The organism is Staphylococcus sp. HMSC068G11 (assembly GCF_001815825.1).
Classification (GTDB): Bacteria; Bacillota; Bacilli; order Staphylococcales; family Staphylococcaceae; genus Staphylococcus; species Staphylococcus epidermidis.
In genome coordinates this window covers 1-20,254 of sequence record NZ_KV822061.1, presented here as the reverse complement: position 1 = coordinate 20,254, position 20,254 = coordinate 1, and the positions used below count along the sequence as shown (strand labels likewise).

At 32.2% G+C, this 20,254-nt stretch carries 21 protein-coding genes; 17 read left to right on the top strand and 4 right to left on the bottom strand.

What is annotated here, in order from left to right; all coding sequences use genetic code 11:
• Positions 1 to 69: 69 nt before the first annotated feature.
• Positions 70 to 504, bottom strand: coding sequence for a CHAP domain-containing protein (locus HMPREF3058_RS02525; protein WP_001832340.1), 435 nt, complete (start codon positions 502 to 504; stop codon positions 70 to 72).
• A gap of 257 nt (positions 505 to 761) precedes the next feature.
• Positions 762 to 977, bottom strand: a complete 216-nt coding sequence (locus tag HMPREF3058_RS02520; protein ID WP_002447085.1) for a sterile alpha motif-like domain-containing protein — start codon at positions 975 to 977, stop codon at positions 762 to 764.
• A gap of 187 nt (positions 978 to 1,164) precedes the next feature.
• On the opposite strand from HMPREF3058_RS02520, the gene HMPREF3058_RS02515 reads away from it, so the two are divergent.
• From HMPREF3058_RS02515 to HMPREF3058_RS02485, 6 genes are all read left to right on the top strand, one after another.
• Complete coding sequence (locus HMPREF3058_RS02515; RefSeq protein WP_002491099.1) at positions 1,165 to 2,049, top strand: cidABC operon transcriptional activator CidR; 885 nt, start codon at positions 1,165 to 1,167, stop codon at positions 2,047 to 2,049.
• Positions 2,050 to 2,362: 313 nt separating this feature from the next.
• On the top strand, positions 2,363 to 2,755 hold the full coding sequence (locus HMPREF3058_RS02510; RefSeq protein WP_002447087.1) for a CidA/LrgA family protein: 393 nt from the start codon (positions 2,363 to 2,365) through the stop codon (positions 2,753 to 2,755).
• Positions 2,752 to 3,441 (top strand): LrgB family protein, encoded by a 690-nt coding sequence (locus tag HMPREF3058_RS02505; protein WP_002447088.1) that lies wholly within the window; start codon positions 2,752 to 2,754, stop codon positions 3,439 to 3,441. Before HMPREF3058_RS02510 ends, HMPREF3058_RS02505 begins: the two co-directional genes overlap by 4 nt.
• Positions 3,442 to 3,490: 49 nt before the next feature.
• On the top strand, positions 3,491 to 5,230 hold the full coding sequence (locus HMPREF3058_RS02500) for a pyruvate oxidase (RefSeq protein WP_002447089.1): 1,740 nt from the start codon (positions 3,491 to 3,493) through the stop codon (positions 5,228 to 5,230).
• A 243-nt stretch (positions 5,231 to 5,473) separates the two neighbouring features.
• Positions 5,474 to 7,501, top strand: coding sequence for a glucose-specific PTS transporter subunit IIBC (gene ptsG, locus HMPREF3058_RS02495; protein ID WP_002491069.1), 2,028 nt, complete (start codon positions 5,474 to 5,476; stop codon positions 7,499 to 7,501).
• Between the two features lie 347 nt (positions 7,502 to 7,848).
• On the top strand, positions 7,849 to 8,616 hold the full coding sequence (locus tag HMPREF3058_RS02485; protein WP_032604322.1) for a CPBP family intramembrane glutamic endopeptidase: 768 nt from the start codon (positions 7,849 to 7,851) through the stop codon (positions 8,614 to 8,616).
• Between the two features lie 64 nt (positions 8,617 to 8,680).
• On the opposite strand, the gene HMPREF3058_RS02480 is transcribed toward HMPREF3058_RS02485, so the two are convergent.
• Positions 8,681 to 9,733: a zinc-dependent alcohol dehydrogenase family protein gene (locus HMPREF3058_RS02480; RefSeq protein ID WP_002491060.1), complete on the bottom strand. Its 1,053-nt coding sequence runs from the start codon at positions 9,731 to 9,733 to the stop codon at positions 8,681 to 8,683.
• Positions 9,734 to 9,956: 223 nt separating this feature from the next.
• On the opposite strand from HMPREF3058_RS02480, the gene HMPREF3058_RS02475 reads away from it, so the two are divergent.
• From HMPREF3058_RS02475 to HMPREF3058_RS02465, 3 genes are all read left to right on the top strand, one after another.
• Positions 9,957 to 10,283 (top strand): thioredoxin family protein, encoded by a 327-nt coding sequence (locus HMPREF3058_RS02475; protein ID WP_002486431.1) that lies wholly within the window; start codon positions 9,957 to 9,959, stop codon positions 10,281 to 10,283.
• Between the two features lie 182 nt (positions 10,284 to 10,465).
• Complete coding sequence (locus HMPREF3058_RS02470) at positions 10,466 to 11,314, top strand: YitT family protein (protein ID WP_002458221.1); 849 nt, start codon at positions 10,466 to 10,468, stop codon at positions 11,312 to 11,314.
• A gap of 82 nt (positions 11,315 to 11,396) precedes the next feature.
• On the top strand, positions 11,397 to 12,377 hold the full coding sequence (locus HMPREF3058_RS02465; protein WP_002491014.1) for an alpha/beta hydrolase fold domain-containing protein: 981 nt from the start codon (positions 11,397 to 11,399) through the stop codon (positions 12,375 to 12,377).
• Between the two features lie 71 nt (positions 12,378 to 12,448).
• On the opposite strand, the gene HMPREF3058_RS02460 is transcribed toward HMPREF3058_RS02465, so the two are convergent.
• The gene (locus tag HMPREF3058_RS02460; protein ID WP_002491129.1) at positions 12,449 to 12,766 is read right to left on the bottom strand and encodes a hypothetical protein; all 318 of its coding nucleotides are present in this window, start codon (positions 12,764 to 12,766) and stop codon (positions 12,449 to 12,451) included.
• Positions 12,767 to 13,215: 449 nt separating this feature from the next.
• Here HMPREF3058_RS02460 and pgsB point away from each other — a divergent pair, with 449 nt between their 5' ends.
• The 8 genes from pgsB (at position 13,216) to rbsK (ending at position 20,218) form a co-directional block, all read left to right on the top strand.
• Positions 13,216 to 14,373 carry a poly-gamma-glutamate synthase PgsB gene (pgsB, locus tag HMPREF3058_RS02455; RefSeq protein WP_002491058.1) on the top strand — a complete coding sequence of 386 codons (1,158 nt, stop codon included), beginning with the start codon at positions 13,216 to 13,218 and terminating at the stop codon, positions 14,371 to 14,373.
• Between the two features lies 1 nt (position 14,374).
• On the top strand, positions 14,375 to 14,827 hold the full coding sequence (gene pgsC, locus HMPREF3058_RS02450) for a poly-gamma-glutamate biosynthesis protein PgsC (RefSeq protein ID WP_001832320.1): 453 nt from the start codon (positions 14,375 to 14,377) through the stop codon (positions 14,825 to 14,827).
• 23 nt (positions 14,828 to 14,850) lie between these two features.
• The gene (locus tag HMPREF3058_RS02445; protein ID WP_070731091.1) at positions 14,851 to 15,924 is read left to right on the top strand and encodes a CapA family protein; all 1,074 of its coding nucleotides are present in this window, start codon (positions 14,851 to 14,853) and stop codon (positions 15,922 to 15,924) included.
• Positions 15,914 to 16,075 carry a hypothetical protein gene (locus HMPREF3058_RS02440; RefSeq protein ID WP_001832373.1) on the top strand — a complete coding sequence of 54 codons (162 nt, stop codon included), beginning with the start codon at positions 15,914 to 15,916 and terminating at the stop codon, positions 16,073 to 16,075. Before HMPREF3058_RS02445 ends, HMPREF3058_RS02440 begins: the two co-directional genes overlap by 11 nt.
• A 2-nt stretch (positions 16,076 to 16,077) precedes the next feature.
• Complete coding sequence (locus HMPREF3058_RS02435) at positions 16,078 to 17,682, top strand: gamma-glutamyltransferase (RefSeq protein ID WP_002491016.1); 1,605 nt, start codon at positions 16,078 to 16,080, stop codon at positions 17,680 to 17,682.
• Between the two features lie 251 nt (positions 17,683 to 17,933).
• Positions 17,934 to 18,815 carry a ribose/proton symporter RbsU gene (rbsU, locus tag HMPREF3058_RS02430; RefSeq protein ID WP_002447102.1) on the top strand — a complete coding sequence of 294 codons (882 nt, stop codon included), beginning with the start codon at positions 17,934 to 17,936 and terminating at the stop codon, positions 18,813 to 18,815.
• 21 nt (positions 18,816 to 18,836) lie between these two features.
• The gene (gene rbsD, locus HMPREF3058_RS02425; RefSeq protein ID WP_002491015.1) at positions 18,837 to 19,241 is read left to right on the top strand and encodes a D-ribose pyranase; all 405 of its coding nucleotides are present in this window, start codon (positions 18,837 to 18,839) and stop codon (positions 19,239 to 19,241) included.
• A 53-nt stretch (positions 19,242 to 19,294) separates the two neighbouring features.
• Positions 19,295 to 20,218, top strand: a complete 924-nt coding sequence (gene rbsK, locus HMPREF3058_RS02420) for a ribokinase (RefSeq protein ID WP_070731088.1) — start codon at positions 19,295 to 19,297, stop codon at positions 20,216 to 20,218.
• The last annotated feature ends 36 nt before the right edge of the window (positions 20,219 to 20,254 follow it).

The window sequence follows — 20,254 nt, the reverse complement described above, 5'->3', positions numbered from 1 at the left end:
GCCGTCAAACGGGTATATCTTGATATATAGCTTTAAGGATATACTTATTTGAAGGTTTGTTTGATTTGTTTAATAAATATAATTATAGTTTCGTGCAGACGATTTACTAATAATGCGTGTGCCGTAGCCTAATGGCACATTATAATTATATTCAGAAATTTTGATTTTTCCGTTCTTATATACTTTTTCAACTACTGCTACGTGCCCATAATAGCCTCTTGTTGATTGCATAACAGCGTATTTGCGAGGCTTATGTCCAGTTGCATAACCAGATCGACGTGCATTGCTATACCAATTCTTAGCATTACCCCATCGATTTGATACAGGTTTGCCTAATTGAGCACGACGTTTAAATGCCCACCAAGTGCATTGTTTTTTACCATAATAATTATGTGAAGCAGCATGTGAAATATGCGTTTGTTCAATAGCTTGATATGAGAGTGTTCCAGTAAACGTAATCATTGTAGCGATAATAATACGTGATAATAATTTTTTAAATTTCATTTCTTTCTCCCAAAAAATGTTTTTATTTAATGACAGTAATAATAATAATATTTAAAAATGCGCTATACAATATAAGAAACGAATTATCAAAGTAAATGTAACATTAATGAAATATACATATTTTTATTGTAATAATGGTTTGAGTAAAAAAAGAGAGAGACTACATTTATATTAAATGTAATCTCACTCAGGTACGAGATGATTAACTCCATGTATATAAGTATGCGTTAATGTTAAAGTCATGTCATAACATCAATTTATACTTTAGTGAATTGGTTGAAAACAGCTAGTGCCCGTTTGATACTCGCCACTGGTATGTTTTCCGGACATGGATGATTTCGAAAATATGTCAAGATTTCGTTTTGGCTCTTCACGTCTTTAGGGAAATTGATATCTTGATTAATCCAATCAACCAATTCACCTAATGGCGTGTCATCACCAAGGAAATTTTGCATAAATTCGTAAAAGCTCAATATCTCACCTCATAATATATTATATGAGCCGACTCTCATTGTAACATATTCTCGTTTTTTAAAATACTTGAAAAATGAAATAAAATGTTTTGAATTATAGTTTTTAAATTTATTAATCGCTAGAAAGGTCAATTTTATTGTATAATTAAACTTACTATTGAATCATATAAAAACTAGGGGGATATGCATGGATATAAAACACATGAAATACTTTGTTGAAGTTGTCAAACAAGGTGGTATGACAAACGCTTCAAAATCTTTGTATATTGCGCAACCAACTATCAGTAAAGCAATTAAGGATATAGAAGCAGAGATGGCTGTCCCTTTATTTGACCGGAGTAAAAGAAGTTTAGTACTTACTGATGCAGGTAAAATTTTTTTCAAGAAATGTCAAGAAATTATCGCACTATATGATAATTTGCCCACTGAAATTAATAGTTTGTATGGTTTAGAAACAGGTCATATCACTATTAGTATGTCTGCAGTGATGAGCATGCGTAAATTTATTGGTGTATTAGGAGACTTTCATCAACTTTATCCGAATATCACGTACAACTTAATCGAAAGTGGTGGTAAGACAACTGAAAATCTTATACTCAAAGATGAAGTGGATATTGGTGTGACAACATTGCCAGTAGATCATCAAAAATTTGAATGTATATCTTTAAACAAAGAAGAACTGACTGTAGTTTTAAATAAAGAACATCCTTTAGCACAAAAATCTTCTATTAAAATGGAAGAATTAGCTGATGAGAACTTCATTTTATTTAATGAAGATTTCTATCTCAACGATAAAATTATTGAAAATGCGAAGAATGCAGGATTCGTGCCGAACATGGCCTCACAAATCTCACAATGGAATGTGATTGAGAATCTTGTCATTAATCAATTAGGTATTTCCATATTGCCAGCCACTATAGCACAATTACTTAATGATGACGTCAAAATTGTACGTTTGGAAAATGCACATACAACTTGGGAGCTTGGTGTCGTTTGGAAAAAAGATAAACGTTTAAGTCATGCGACAAATAAATGGATAGAATTTTTGAAAGAAAGATTATCTGAAGAATAATATAAATATAATAATAAACAACGCATTTAATAAAAGAGCGAAGTTGTTAAGATGTGAAATGATTTATTTTCACAAAGTCATATTACAACGAAAACGTAGGGTTTTGAATTATAGATTAATTCTGCCTTACGTTTTTTATTATCAATTATTAATTTTGTAGCACTATTAATTTGCTAGCGTTTTCATAGATTTAAGGAATATAAAATATCATGAATAAATATTTTTAATATATAATAGTAAACACTATAATGGAAAATGTCACTAAAAAAACACAGTAACAATTTGGACACATTTTTAGAAAGGGGTGTTGTTGATGGAAAAAGCAAAATTTGTCATTAAGTTAATACTTCAACTTGCCCTTATCATGCTTATTACTTTTATAGGCACTGAAGTTCAAAAATTACTTCATATACCTCTAGCAGGTAGTATTGTAGGGCTAATGCTTTTCTTCCTATTGTTACAATTTAAAATCATACCTGAATCATGGATTAATGTAGGAGCAGACTTTTTACTTAAAACAATGGTTTTCTTCTTTATCCCATCAGTGGTAGGAATTATGGATGTTGCATCTAATATCACGATGAATTATATATTATTCTTTATTGTTATTATAATTGGTACATGCCTTGTAGCACTTTCATCAGGTTATATCGCTGAAAAAATGCTAGAAAAAAACAATACACGTAAAGGAACTGATCACTCATGAATGAATACTTACAAGCAGTTCTAATGATTTTATTAACCATCGTTTTATATTATATTTCCAAAAAGATTCAAGATAAATATAAAAATCCACTATTAAATCCAGCTCTTATTGCATCAATTGCAATAATTATTGTTTTATTGGTTTGCGGAGTAAGTTATAAGGGGTATATGAAAGGTGGTACCTGGATTAACCATGTTTTAAACGCTACAGTTGTATGTCTTGCATACCCACTTTATCAAAATAAAAAGAAAATAAAAAAATATTTAACAATTATTTTCACAAGCGTGTTGACTGGTGTAGTTCTCAATTTTGTGTTAGTATTTACAACGTTGAAAATCTTTGGTTATTCTAAAGACACAATTGTTACCCTATTACCTAGATCAATTACAGCAGCAGTAGGTATAGAGGTTTCTCAAGAGTTGGGAGGAACAGATACAATTACTGTGCTCTTTATCATAACTACAGGTTTAATCGGCAGTATTTTAGGTTCAATGCTGTTACGTATGGGAGGTTTTAAATCTTCCATTGCGCGAGGACTAACTTATGGAAATGCTTCTCACGCATTTGGTACCGCAAAAGCATTAGAGCTTGATATTGAATCAGGAGCGTTCAGTTCAATTGGTATGATTTTAACAGCAGTCATTAGTTCTGTTCTTATACCAGTACTGATTTTATTGTTTTACTAAAGGGAAAAAGATTTACTCATATTAATAGAAAGGGAGGCTATTTGTAAAAATGGCACAAATTAAAGCAAATGAAGCATTAGTTAAAGCATTACAAACTTGGAATATTGATCATTTATATGGTATTCCTGGCGACTCAGTAGATGCTGTTGTTGATAGCTTACGTACGGTCAGAGATCAATTTAAATTCTATCACGTACGTCATGAAGAGGTAGCGAGTTTAGCTGCTGCAAGTTACACAAAAATGACAGGTAAAATTGGTGTAGCTTTAAGTATCGGGGGACCTGGTATTGTACACTTATTAAATGGTATGTACGATGCTAAAATGGATAATGTACCTCAACTTATTATTGCTGGACAAACAAATAGTACATTATTAGGTACAAAATTCTTCCAAGAGACAAACATTTCTAAAATGGTTGATGATGTTGCTGTATATCACCACCAAATTCAAAAAGGTGATAACGTATTTGAAATTACAAATGAAGCAATTCGTACGGCATACGAGAAAAAAGGTGTCTCTGTTATCATTTGTCCGAATGACTTATTAACTCAAAAAATTAAAGACACTACAAATCGTGCAGTTGATACAACTAAACCAAAACCAGTTTCACCAAAATTCAAAAGTATTAAAAAAGCAGCTAAATTAATTGATAAAGCTAAAAAACCAGTAATGCTTATTGGTTTAGGTACACAACACGCTAAAGATGAATTACGTGAATTTATTGAAGCTGCAAAAATTCCAGTTATTCACACATTACCTGCAAAAACAATTTTACCTGATGATCATCCTTATAGTATTGGTAACTTAGGTAAAATTGGTACTAAAACATCTTATCAAACAATTCAAGATGCAGACTTACTAATTATGGCTGGTACAAACTATCCGTATGTTAACTATTTACCTAAGAAAAACATTAAAGCTATTCAAATCGATACGAACGAAGAAAATATTGGTGCACGCTTTAAAATTAATGTAGGTATTTTAGGCGATAGTAAAGTTGCTTTCCATCAACTAACTGAAAACATTAAGCATGTTGCAAAACGTCCATTCTTAGATAAGACATTAGAACGTAAAGCAGTTTGGGATAAATGGATGAAACAAGATTTGAATAATGACAATTCACCATTACGTCCAGAACGTTTAATGAAAGCAATCAATGCTAACTTAAAAGATGATGCAATTATCTCAGCAGATGTTGGTACATCTACAGTATGGTCTACGCGTTACTTAAACTTATCTGTAAATAATAAATTCATTATTTCTAGTTGGTTAGGTACTATGGGCTGTGGTTTACCAGGTGCTATGGCAGCTAAAATTGCTTATCCAAACCGTCAAGCAGTAGCTATCACAGGCGACGGTGCGTTCCAAATGGTAATGCAAGACTTTGCTACAGCTGTTCAATATAACTTACCAATGACAATCTTTGTATTAAATAACAAACAATTGTCATTCATTAAATATGAACAACAAGCTGCTGGTGAATTAGAGTATGCCATTGATTTCTCTGATATGGATCATGCTAAATTTGCTGAAGCTGCTGGTGGTAAAGGCTATGTTGTGAGAGATGTAAGTCGTCTTGACGACATCGTTGAAGAGGCAATGGCTCAAGATGTTCCAACAATCGTTGACGTTCATGTTGATCCTAATGCTGCACCATTACCAGGTAAAATTGTAAACGAAGAAGCATTTGGTTACAGTAAATGGGCTTATAGATCAATTACTGAAGATAAAAACTTAGACTTTGATCAAATCCCACCAATCTCTGTAGCAGCTAAACGTTTCTTATAATAATAAATTTGTAGAAACTCGACTCTAAGTAGTCGAGTTTTTTTATGTAAAATTTTCAAAAAGTATTGTAAACGCTTTATTGAATGTGTATACTAGAGGTAAATAAAATCATTGCGTGTTACTGGTTATGCAGGCATGAGCAAATAAGAGTGTCTATCTTTCGTGATATGAAATTGATAGTCTTATTTGTTCATGCTTTTTTTGTGGCACGTGAATAAGAAGATAGAGAGGAATGAATTGATTATGTTTAAAAAGCTATTTGGTCAAATGCAACGTATCGGTAAAGCTTTAATGTTACCAGTTGCTATTTTACCAGCTGCAGGGTTGCTATTAGCAATTGGGACTGCGTTTCAAGGCGAAGCGTTACAACATTATCTTCCATTTATAAAAAATGATATTGTTCAACAAATCGCTAATATGCTTACAGGTGCTGGTGGTATCATATTTGATAATCTACCTATTATCTTTGCTTTAGGTGTAGCAATTGGTCTTGCAGGTGGAGATGGTGTAGCTGCTATTGCTGCATTTGTTGGTTTTATCATTTTAAATAAAACAATGGGTGCATTCTTGCATGTAACCCCAGGTAAATTATCAGATCCATCTAATGGATACGCAAATGTATTAGGGATTCCTACACTTCAAACAGGTGTGTTCGGAGGTATTATTATAGGTGCACTAGCGGCCTGGTGTTATAACAAATTCTATAATATTACCTTACCATCATATTTAGGATTCTTTGCAGGTAAACGTTTTGTACCAATTATGATGGCAACAACATCTTTTATTTTAGCTTTTCCGATGGCAATTATTTGGCCAACGATTCAAAACGGTTTAAATGCGTTTAGTGAGGGGTTATTAGATTCTAATACAGGTTTAGCTGTATTTTTATTTGGATTTATTAAGCGACTATTAATACCATTTGGTTTACATCACATTTTCCATGCACCATTCTGGTTTGAATTTGGTTCTTGGAAAAATGCTGCCGGCGAGATAATTAGAGGAGACCAACGTATTTTTATTGAACAAATCCGTGAAGGTGCTCACTTAACTTCTGGTAAATTCATGCAAGGGGAATTCCCAGTCATGATGTTTGGATTACCGGCTGCAGCATTGGCTATTTATCAAACAGCAAAACCTGAGAATAAGAAAGTAGTTGCAGGTTTAATGATTTCTGCTGCATTAACATCATTTTTAACTGGTATTACTGAACCATTAGAATTCTCATTCTTATTTGTAGCACCATTCTTATTCGTAATTCACGCTGTATTAGATGGTTTATCATTCTTGACACTGTACTTGTTAAATGTACATTTGGGATATACTTTCTCTGGAGGATTTATAGATTATGTCTTATTAGGCATTCTACCTAATAAAACGGCATGGTGGCTTGTCATTCCAGTAGGTATTATTTATGCAGTGATTTACTACTTTGTATTTAGATTCCTTATTGTTAAATTTAACTATAAAACACCAGGTCGTGAAGATAAAAAATCAACAGTAACAACTACATCAGCTAGTCAACTGCCATTCGATGTTTTGAAAGCAATGGGTGGTAAAGAAAATATTAAACATCTAGATGCTTGTATTACTCGACTAAGAGTAGAAGTAAATGAAAAATCAAAAGTTGATGTTGCCGGTCTTAAATCATTAGGCGCTTCAGGAGTACTTGAAGTCGGTAACAATATGCAAGCCATTTTCGGTCCTAAATCTGACCAAATCAAACATGATATGGCTAAGATAATAAGTGGAGAAATTACAAAACCAAGTGAAACAACAATTGATGAAGAAGTGTCAGATGAGCCTGCACATGTGGAAGATATTGTAGAAACAGAAATTTACGCACCTGGACATGGCGAGATAATTCCGTTATCTGAAGTACCTGATAAAGTTTTCTCTGAAAAGATGATGGGTGATGGTATCGGATTTGTACCAGATTCAGGAGAAATTGTAGCACCATTCGATGGTACGGTTAAAACAATTTTCCCTACAAAACATGCGATAGGATTGGAATCTGATAGTGGCGTTGAAGTGTTAATTCACATTGGTATCGATACAGTTAAATTAAATGGTGAAGGTTTTGAAAGTTTAGTAAATACTGATGAACCAGTAACACAAGGTCAACCATTAATGAAGATTGATTTAGAATACTTAAAAGAACATGCTCCAAGTATTATTACACCAGTAATCATAACAAACCAAGAAGACAAAATATTAACAATTGAAGATGTAAAACAAGTCGATCCTGGTAAAGCGATTATGACAATTAAATAAAGTCTATAAGAATAACTTGATGGCTAAAACAAACAAGTCTGGGACAATGATATTTTATGTCCCAGACTTTCTTTATGTATATACAAATTCTTATGAGATGAGCCCAACAGAGAGAATTTCCGAAGAAATACCATGGACAAAGCAAGTTGGGGTTGGGGCCCCAACAGAGAGAATTTCCGAAGAAATTCCACGGACAAAGCAGGTTGGGGTTGGATAGAAGACAGGGGACTATGATTTCTATCCTAATTTGGCGTTCGTTTTAATAAGGAAAATTTTACAAAGTTGACAAGCGTGATAATTATAGGCAATGTTGATATTGGACATATCATTTTAAAGTGAAAGGAAAGATGGTAATCATGGATGACTTGAAGCAAAATCAATCTTTTAACGAAAAACCTAAAGGTAATAAAATAATTAATATTTTGATATTCATCGGAATGATTTTATTAATTCAAATACCTATTGGCGTTTCACTAATAGCTTTACCATTCTCAGTGAAATTCAGTCAGTTAACATCTATCGCATTAAGTATGTTAATAACTGGTATAGCACTATTAATCATATGGTTAGTTAGGAATTATTATTTGAGTCATACATATGAAAGACAATATCAATCAATGAGGGGTAAAGATATCTTTATTAATATTGGTTTTCTGATATTATCAATGGTTTTTAGTATTCTAAGTAGTGTATTAATGGTCATATTTACTGGCAACGATACTACAGCTAATGAGAAAGAAATCAATGAAAGTTTAGATCTGCTTTTGCAAAAAGACCATTTACCACATATTTCAATTGTTGTAACTGTTGTTTTAATGATATGTATTATAGGTCCGTATTTAGAGGAATTACTCTTTCGTGGAATATTTAAAGAAACATTATTTATGAAATATCGATTTTGGCTACCATTCATTATATCTTCTATTATTTTTAGTTCACAACATTTATCGACAAATATATTTTCATATGCAATTTATTTTCTAATGGGTTGTGTATTATACCTTGCCTATAACAGAAGACGTAATATCAAAGATAGTATGATGGTTCACATGTTGAATAATTCTGTTTCAACATTACCGATATTTGTTGGTTATATATGGCTATACTTTAGATAGTAAACATAACAATAGAGACCTGATTAAAAGTAGATTTATCTTTTAATCAGGTCTATTTTACATGTTAAATTGTGATATCATTTTCTATGATTAATTTAATAGCTTTATGATCTGTTGCATTTCTAAATAAATCATAGGCACTTTCGATTTCACTCAGTTTACTATAATGTGTGACGAGTTGTTCTGGTTGTATTATTTTGCTTTTTAACGCTTCAAGTAATTCTTCAGTTGTATTTCCTGAAACTAAACCGGTAGTTACGTGAATATTTTTAATCCATAATTTGTCTATATCAAGTTGTACAGGTAACCCATGCACACCAACATTAGCAATCGTACCATCAACACCAATTAAATTTTGACATAGATCGAAGGTTTGTGGAATTCCGACAGCTTCAATAGCAACATCAACACCACGTGGATTTAACGATTTTACCTTTTTAATTGCGGTTTCAGTCTCTTTAGAGTTAATTAAATGTGTAGCACCTAGTTCTTTAGCAGTTTCTAATCTATTATCATCTAAATCAATCATAATAATTTTTGAAGGTGAATAGAATTGTGCTGTAAGTAATGCTGCTAAACCTACAGGACCAGCACCTACAATGGCTACTGTACAGCCAGGTTTAACTTTACCTTTTAAAACACCAATTTCATAACCGGTTGGAAGTATATCTGATAACATTACAAGGGCGTCGTCTTTTAAATTTGAAGGGGCGTGATATAAAGAATTATCTGCGAAAGGAACTTTAACATATTCTGCTTGAGTACCATTCACTAAATGTCCTAATATCCATCCTCCTCCGTTTTCACAATGTGCATAGATACCTTTTTTGCAATAGTAGCATTTGCCACATGATGAAATGCAAGAGATAATCACTTTATCTCCAACTTTGAAGTTGTTAACGTTGTCACCAATTTCTTCAATGATTCCAATACCTTCGTGACCTAGTGTCGTATGTGATTGAACTTCAGGTGTATCTCCTTTTACGATATGAAGATCTGTACCACATATTGTCGTCTTAACTATGCGAATAATAGCGTCAGTACTGCTCGTAATTGTTGGCTTCTCTTTATCCGTAAGTTGTGCATGACCAGGTTTTAAGTATTCATAAGCTTTCATATCAATACCTCCATTTATTATGTGAATTTTTTCACAATAATTATACCACGTTTTTTGAATGGATATATATAACTTTTGTGAAAAAATACATTTTAATCAGTGTGTTCAGTTCTTTCTGAAATTAAAATAGACTATTTAAATTAGTGAAGTGCGATACATTGTTCATTTACACTTAAATCATTTATGATTGAGTTAAGTCATTGAAAGATAGTAGGTGTATATCATGTATGAGAATTTACAAAATATTGAAGAGTTTTATCGATTTATAAATGTACATGATTTAGCTGTTGTTCATATTATGAGAGATAATTGTACAGTATGTCATGCAGTATTACCCCAAATTCAAGATTTACTAAAGGACTATCCGAAAGCACAATTAGGTGTGATTAATCAATCTAATGTTGAAGAGATTGCCGGAGAACTTTCTATTTTTACAGTACCTGTTGATTTAATTTTTTTTAATGGGAAAGAAATGCATAGACAAGCACGTTTTATCGATATGCAATCGTTTGAAAAACAATTGTATATGATGCAAAATGCCATTGATTAAGATACCGGGGTAAAATAAATCAAAATCAAATAACGAATTTGTAAAGAAATGCTTTAGAAAATAATTATTGATTTTCAGGCATTTCTTTTTTGTATTTTTAATCATTGGGCTGTATCTTCATTCGTGTTATGATTAATCTCGTATGTTTTAAATTAAACAGTCAATAGATGAAGGAGGCCAAAATGAAGAAGCAACAGAATAAAGTCCATATGATTAATATATCTTTATGCCTTATAGGGACATTACTTATTGCAATCGCAGTAAATAGTTTTGTTATACCGGGCAATTTAGGTGAGGGTGGTTCTATAGGCCTTTCATTAATTCTGAATTATACTCTAGGTATTTCACCCGCACTCAGTTCCTTCATCATTAACGCAATATTAATAATTGTAGGTTGGAAATTTCTTAGTAGAACGACAGCGATTTACACTGCTATAACAATCACCGCAAGTTCAATCTTTCTTGATTTAACGCACACATTCGGATTAGGTATTCATGATAATTTTATTAACTCAATTTTTGCAGGTTTAATGTTGGGAATCGGTTCTGGCTTAGTCATCACAGCTCATAGTACATTAGGTGGGACATCTGTCATTGCACGTATTATTTCAAAGTATAGTGAGATAAAAACGTCACAAGCGTTACTCATTTTAGATGCAATCATCGTGTTATCATTTATCGTTGTATTACCTATAACGAATGTATTATATACCATTGTGATGCTATTTATTGTTGAGAAGTCTATGTCTTTTGTTGTTGAAGGATTTAATCCTAAAAAAGCTGTGACAGTTATTTCAAAATATAATAAAGAAATCAGTGCTGATATATATGAAATGACTGGAAGAGGGGCAACCTTATTAAGTGGTAAAGGTGCTTACCAAAAAAGTGATACAGAGGTTCTCTATGCCGTGGTATCCCAAAATCAAGTTGGAGCAATAAAAAAGATTGTTAATGCCAATGATGAAAATGCCTTTTTAGTGATTCATGATGTGCGTGATGTCTTAGGTAATGGTTTTATTAATATTAAATAAGATTTAATAAATCGAGCCAATTACTCAACGTTTAGACGCTGATGGTTTAAAATGATTATAGATTGAGGAGGTTAGCATATTCATGTTTAAAAAGATTGCTACTATAATAGGTTCGACATTATTTGGTACAGTTTTATTCGCAAAAGTGAAAGAAAAGCGTAGTTATAAAAGTTTTTTACAAGAGAAAATGATTAGAATGTCAGGAATGAAAAAGACATTTGAAAGTGTAGATGATGCCAAAAAGGCATTGAATGAAACGAAATATCAAACTGCAGGTAAATATAGTGGAACCACATATGAATTTAAGCATAAAGTTCAAATTAGAGATTACTATGGTTCTTTAGTCTATGTTGTTAATGATCATGGTCTTCCAGATCAACGCACGGTCTTATATGTACATGGCGGCGCATGGTTCCAAGATCCTTTGGAGAGTCATTTTGAATATTTAGACTTACTCGTTGATGCGCTCGATGCTAGGGTAATTATGCCCGTATATCCTAAAATACCACACAGAGATTATCGTACGACATTTGAATTATTAACAAAAATATATAAGCGATTATTGACTAAAATTGATAAACCTGAAAACTTAGTCATTATTGGAGATTCGGCCGGGGGACAAATTGCATTAGCTTTCGCACAAATGTTAAAAAAAGAGCAACTCAGTCAACCTGGCCATATTGTTCTTATTTCACCGGTGCTTGATGCGACATTTAAGAATCCAGAAGCAAGAAAATATGAAAAAGAAGATCCAATGCTTGGTATTGACGGCAGTAAATATCTTGTAGAGTTATGGGCTGGTGATACACCATTAGATGACTATAAGATGTCTCCAATGAATGGTGATTTAGAAGGCCTAGGACATATTACACTTACTGTAGGAACCAAAGAAACATTATATCCTGATGCAGTTAAGTTCTCTCATATGCTGAATGAACAAAACATTAAGCATCAGTTTATACCAGGATACAATTTATTTCATATTTATCCTTTATTCCCTATCCCAGAACGCCAACGCTTTTTAGAACAGCTTAAAAAAATCATTGTCACAAAAGAGTTATAATCAAATGAAATGCGGATACTTAATAAAAAGTTATAATTATGTATTCCCAAAAATAAAGCGAACTCTTGTTATCAATAGTATTGATAACTCGAATTCGCTTTTTTAATATGTTTACTATTTTTATATGCTTCGTTTATATTCACAGCTTTATATTCAGAGTTTGAAAATGAGTGTGCTTTTGTATTGTTTGACTCATTATTTGATGACGTAACATCTTCGTTACTGTTTCTTGAAGTATTGTTGATACGAGAGTGATCAGTATCTAGAACAGAATTACTCATGTCTTTACCATTTAAGCTTCCAATAAGTATAAATGCGAGGTAAATACTACAAATAATTAAAATAATTGCTAGATAGATGCCAACAGCAAGTTTAACTGACTTCTCCATACCTCTCCTCCTAAAGTCGTAATATCTTTCATATTTAATGTAACATCGTTGTTTTAATCTAATGTAAAGTATAAGTAAATTTATTATGACCCAACTATGATAAGCTATAATTATTGTGATTAGCGTAATTTAATTATTTGAAATTTAATTTATATTCACAAAAAAATTGTTATTATGATATGAATTTACATAAATTTACGTTAACATAACATTGATTTAAACTTTTTAAAACTGAATCAATATCGAAATGATAGTCTACTACTAGCAAAAGATTAAGCCATTTATAGTAGATGTCTTAAATATGTAGAATATTAAATTAACAAATGGTTAGTTTATTTATATTTGATGATTTAAGGTTTTTTAAACTATCTTTAAAATTTACAATTTAATATTAAAAAGATTTATAGGTATCATAATTTACATACATAAGAAAAGAGAGGTAAAGCAGATTGTTACTCATTATAGCGTGTGTTGCGCTTATTCTCTGGCTAGGAATTAAAGAGAAGAAGCGTCATGCAAATCGACTTGAAAAAATTCCATTGCGCATTAACATAAATGGAATTCGTGGGAAATCTACGATTACTCGGATGGCTTATAGTGTTCTACGTGAGGACCAGTATAGAGTTATTGGTAAGACAACAGGAACAGATGCACGAATGCTTTATTGGTTTACGGAAAAGGAATATCCAGTAATCAGAAAACCACAAGGCGCCAACATTGGAGAACAACGAGATATTATTCGTAAGGTGGTTAAACAAAAAGCAAATGCCCTAGTTAATGAGTGTATGGCTGTAAATCCAGATTATCAAATTACCTTTCAAAATGATTTAGTAAAAGCAAATATCGGTGTAATTGTTAATGTGATGGAAGACCATATGGATGTCTTAGGACCGACACTTAAAGATGTAGCTCAAGCATTTACTGCAACAATTCCATATAACGGGAAATTAGTTGTAATGAAAGATGACTATACTAGTTTCTTTGCAAAGGAAGCTAAAAAACGTAATTCAGAACTCATTGTTGTAGATAAAGATGTCATACCAGAATCATATTTACGGAAGTTCGATTATTTAGTATTTCCTGATAATGTAGCTATTGTGTTAGGAATAGCGCAAGCAGTTGGTGTAGATGAAGAAACTGCATTACAAGGCATGTTAAATGCACCAGCCGATCCAGGAGCTGTTAGAATTAAATATTTCCATGCAAATCGCACAAAAAATGTATTTGTTAATGCATTCGCTGCTAATGAACCGCAGTCTACAAAAGCGATTTTGAATAAAGTGGAATCATATAAATATCCATACGATAAGAAAATAATCATTCTCAATTGTCGTTCTGACAGGGTTGATAGAACACAACTCTTTGTTGATAACTTTTTAGGTGAAGTCGATTACGATGTTCTCATTTGTACAGGAAAAAGCACACAAATGGTGACACAGTTCATGGAAACAATGCCAGAAAAAACATATATCAATTATGAAGGACGAGACTTTGTAGAGATTGAAAAAGGTATTCTACATGAAGCTGAGAATGCACTTGTATTTTGTGTAGGAAACATCCACGGCCCGGGTGGTAGAATAGCGGAATTCATAGAAGGGATAGAATAAAATGATAGGTTCAGAATTATATTTCTCCTTATTCGTAGGTGTCGTACTCAGTTTGATATTTGCTGAGAAATTTGGGATTAATCCAGCAGGGTTAGTCGTTCCAGGTTATTTAGCTTTGATTTTTGATCAACCGATTATGTTGTTATCAGTATTAATCATTAGTTGCTTAACTTATTTTATCGTAAGTAACGGTATTAGTAAGTGGGTTATTTTATATGGTAGAAGAAAATTCGCTGCCATGATACTGACAGGAATGGTGATTAAATTTATATTTGATCTCTTGTACCCATTGACCCCATTTGAAATGGTTGAAGTTTCAGGTATAGGTGTTGTCATTCCTGGTATTATTGCGAATACAATTCAAAAACAAGGTGTAGTCATTACACTTTCAACAACAATGTTATTAACATGTATTACATATATCATCTTATTTTTATATAGTTTTATTAATTAATCACGAACAAGGAGCGCGTATTAATGACAAAGAAAAAACGTTTATCGCCTAGTGAGTGGTTGCTTAAACAATCTAAAAGACATAAAAGGAAAAATACACTTTACACGGCAATTGTACTTTTAGTAGCGTTAGTTCTACTCATATTTGCTGTTAATTCAATACAAGTAGAACCTGTAAAAAGTGATACTAGAGACAAAGATAGCATTCGTCTCACATATTTAGGTAACGTCACTTTAAATAAACATATTCGACAAACTAACTTACATGATGTTTTTAAAGGTATTCAAGATACTCTAGATCATAGTGATTTTTCAACAGGTTCATTAATAGTAAATGATTTTTCAAAAAATCAAAAAGATAACATAAATAAAAATATTGAAAATATCATGTTTTTACGCAAGCATAATGTAAAAAGTGTTAACTTAATCAACGAATCTATGGATAATAATCAAGCGACAGCAATGATGAGAAAAATAGATTCCCAAGCAGGTTATAATTTTTTAACAGGTAATGGTTCAAATCCAATTAATAGTAAAACTGTACAACAAGACATTAAAGGTAAAAAAATAGCTAATGTTTCATTTACCGATATCGAATCTAACTATACTAGCTCTTTAAAAAACACAACTTCAATTAGTTTAGATCCAGATATATTTTATCCTTTAATAAAAAAATTAAAGGAAAATAATGATTACGTCGTAGTCAATGTAGATTGGGGGATACCTAATGAACGAAATGTAACTACACGTCAAAAAGAATATGCGCATGCGTTAGCGAATGCTGGTGCAGATGTCATTATTGGTCATAATACAGTTATTCAAAAAGTTGAAAATTATAAGCGAACGCCTATTTTTTATAGTTTAGGTAACACAACGTCTGATAACTTCTTATCAAAAAATCAGAAAGGAATGATTGTACAACAAGACTGGAAAGATTCGCATAATCAGTTCCATATCACACCAATTCAATCAAAAGATGGAAAAATCTCTAAAGATAATATGAACAAAATGGATCATACTCGATTCAAAAATAATATTAAAGATAAATCAATTGATTTAAAGTCTGATCAAAATGGAGGTTATACTTTTGAATATTAAAAAGCATTGGTTACCAATTGTTGTAGTCATTCTTGTCGTTGTTATCTTTTTATTAGTTACTTTCGCTAGAGCAAATGAAGGTTTAGATAATTATGAGCAACATGAATTAAATAATGGTGAACAGCAATATCTTTCAAAAGGGGCAAGCTAATTATGAATATATATAATAAAGTGACATTATCTGTCATTTTAGTTATAACAATTATCATTTCGTTCCTCTTTTATTTTTATACAACAGAGAAAAAAGTGGACAAAGATAAATTGTATGAAAACAAAATTACAAATCATAAACAAGCAGGTAAACCTAAGAATTATGGTGTCGCATCTAATAATAAAATAGCTACGAAAGTCGGAAATAAGATTATTGAAGATGGTGGAAATGCGGTTGATGCGGCAATAGGTGTCTCTTATGCACTTGCAGTGACAGAACCTCATTCATCAGGACTAGGAGGTGGCGGTGCGACACTTACATATAGTGGTAAAGAGAATGAAACACCTAAAGCTTATGAATATAAAACGATGTCTTCATATGAATATAAAGAAGGCGACAAAATTGGAGTTCCTGGCTTAGTGAGAGGATTACACGATATGCACGAGAAAGAAGGAAAAATGGATGAGAAAAAGATTTTAGATTACGTCATTCCGCTCGCTAAAGATGGTTTTGAGGTAGATTCAGAACTTGAAAGAAGTTTAAAATTATATGGTCGTGATATTGATCATAACTCACCATTCTATAAAGGAAATAAAAGTGTTCGCGAAGGAGATATTGTAAAACAAGATAAACTCGCTAATACATTAACTAAAATCAAAGATAAAGGTCCTGATTACTTCTATGAAGATATTGGTAAAAGTGTTTCAAAACAATTAGATAATAAATTAACTGAAAGAGATTTCAAAGAATTTAAAACAGAAGAAAAAGAAGCGGTAAGTACTGATTATAAGAATAATCAAGTGTATTCAGCACCTAATCCTTTAGGTGGCACATTAATGCTTCAAGGATTGAAAATTGATGAAAAAGAAAATGTAGACAATATGGATCGCAATAATTTTATCACAGCAATGATTAAATCACGTGATGTCATGTATAAGAATAGGGACATAGTTAATGGCAATGAGCCTAGTAATGAACAACATCTAACTGATGATTATTTACTTGGTGAACTTAACAAAGTTAATATTGGTGAAAACACAGATAATGGCAGTGATTTTAATCAAATTAGAACGGATAATACAAGTACAACCCATTTTGTAGTTATTGATAAGAATGGTAAGTTAGCAAGTACGACTAATACACTATCTAGTTACTTCGGGACAGGAGACTATATGAAAGAGGGCTTCTATATGAATAACTCTTTAGGCGACTTTAGTAAGGATAAATCAAGTCCTAATCATGGTGAACCTCACAAGGCGCCTAGATCATATATTTCCCCGTCAGTAATCGTTGGTCCTAATTTCTATATGGGTATTGGTACACCAGGTGGGAACAAAATTCCAACAATTCTTAATGAAGTGATTGTCGATTATTTAAACAGTGATGGTTCATTACAAGAATCTATTAATAAACCAAGATTTTATAATGACGGCGGCACGATATTTTACGAAAATGCTATGACTGATGAAGATATAAATATCTTTAAAAGTCTTGGTTATGGTGTAAAAGAAAAGCACAATGATCCAAACTTTGGTAGTGTCCAAGGTGCTGTTTATGATAAAGATAAAAAGACTGTAGATGTCGGTCATGATGTAGGTAACCGTTAAAATAAATATTTAATTTAAAAAGCACCTTAAATGAGTAGTGAAAACATTTAAGGTGCTTTTTTGTGTATTAAATTACAAATTTTATATATATTTATTTGTTTTCAAGTTTAACGATAAAATAACTTAAATATGAATATAATTTAAGACAATTTTTTGACAAGGAGTGTAAGCGTATACAATGAATAAAAGAAGTAGTATGATGATTGAGTGGAAGATTTACATAAAAATAATGAAATATATAGAGGTGTCTTATGGACTTTATAGCTATTTTAATCGGATTAGGGCCACTATTAGGTTGGGGATTATTTCCAACGATTGCTTCTAAGTTTGGTGGACGTCCAGTCAATCAAATCTTTGGCGCTACTGTTGGTACTTTGATTTTCGCAATTGTTCTAGCACTATTTAAAGGTATCGGTTTACCAGGAGGTATGGCATTAGTATTTTCGCTCATATCAGGTGCAGGATGGGCATTTGGTCAAATTATTACTTTTAAAGCGTTCGAATTAGTAGGTTCATCAAGAGCGATGCCAATTACTACTGCATTTCAATTACTTGGTGCATCATTATGGGGCGTTTTTGCGCTGGGTAACTGGCCAGGTATAACAAACAAAATCATTGGATTTCTAGCTTTACTCGTAATTCTTATAGGTGCACGTATGACTGTATGGACTGAAACAAAACAACAAGAATATAGTAAAAATCTAAGAAGTGCAGTGCTCTTATTACTTGTAGGTGAAATTGGCTATTGGATATATTCTGCTGCACCTCAAGCAACGGATATTGGTGGTTTTAAAGCATTTTTACCTCAAGCTATAGGGATGGTCATTGTGGCTGTTATCTATGCGTTGATGAATATGTCTAAAGGTAATGCTTTTAAAGAGAAAGTAAGTTGGCAACAAATAATATCCGGATTTTTCTTTGCATTTGCTGCTTTAACTTATTTAATTTCGGCACAACCTAATATGAATGGTTTAGCAACAGGATTTGTTCTATCTCAGACATCTGTAGTATTAGCAACGCTAACAGGCATTTTTTTCTTAAATCAGAAAAAAACATCAAAAGAATTAATGATTACAATTGTGGGATTAGTTCTTATTTTAGTTGCAGCATCAATCACAGTGTTTATTAAATAATATTAAGAAGGGAAGAATAAGATGAAGAAAACAGCAGTATTAAATAGTCACATTTCAAGCGCAATCGCCACACTAGGTCACTATGAGTTATTAACGATTAATGACGCAGGTATGCCTATACCTAATGATGACAGACGTATAGATTTAGCAGTGACTAAGTCATTGCCACGTTTTATTGATGTGTTGGAGACAGTGTTAACTGAAATGGAAATACAAAAAGTATATTTAGCAGAAGAAATTAAAACTGCGAATGCACAGCAATTAAAAGCAATTAAGAAATTAATCAATGATGACGTAGAAATTAAATTTATTACGCATTCTGAGATGAAAGAAATGTTAAAATCCCCTTTAAATAAAGGGAATATACGTACTGGTGAAATCACCCCTTTTTCTAACATTATCCTAGAATCTAATGTGACTTTTTAAGTTTAATAGTCATGTGATTGTGCTTTTAAAAAGATAAAGTAGGTGAAGTTGAAATGAATAAAAATAAAGTGATTGTAATTGGATCAACAAATGTAGATAAATTTCTTAATGTTAAAAGGTTTCCAAAACCTGGTGAGACGTTACATATTAATCAAGCTCAAAAGGAGTTTGGTGGGGGCAAGGGAGCCAATCAAGCCATAGCAGCTAGTAGATTAGCAGCAGATACAACATTTATCAGTAAAATTGGTAAAGATGGCAATGCCAACTTTATATTGGAAGATTTCAAAAAAGCAGGTATTCATACACAATATATTTTAACGTCAGAAAGTGAAGAAACTGGGCAAGCATTTATCACTGTTGATGAAGCAGGACAAAATACGATTCTTGTTTACGGTGGTGCGAATATGACATTAAGTGCAACAGATGTTGAGATGAGTGCAGAAGCGTTTATTGGTGCAGACTTTGTTGTAGCGCAGCTTGAAGTCTCATTTGAGGCGATAGAACAAGCATTTAAAATTGCTCGTAAGCAAAATATCACTACTGTATTAAATCCTGCACCGGCAATTGAATTGCCTAAGTCACTTTTAGAGTTAACTGATATAATTATTCCAAACGAAACAGAAGCAGAATTATTAACAGGTATTTCAATCAATAATGAAAGTGATATGAAAGAAACAGCAACATATTTTCTCGATTTAGGTATATCTGCAGTATTAATTACTTTAGGGGAGCAAGGCACGTATTGTGCATATCAAGAACAATACAAAATGATTCCTGCTTGTAATGTAAAAGCAGTAGATACGACAGCAGCAGGAGATACATTTATAGGTGCTTTTTTAAGTGAGTTAAATAAAGATTTGAGCAATTTAGAATCGGCTATTCGACTTGCAAATCAAGCGTCGTCTCTAACGGTACAACGAAAAGGAGCACAAGCTTCTATACCAACACGTAAAGAAGTAGAGGCAGAATATAATTAATGAAAACATACTAAGATTAGCTATGAAGAAATCTAT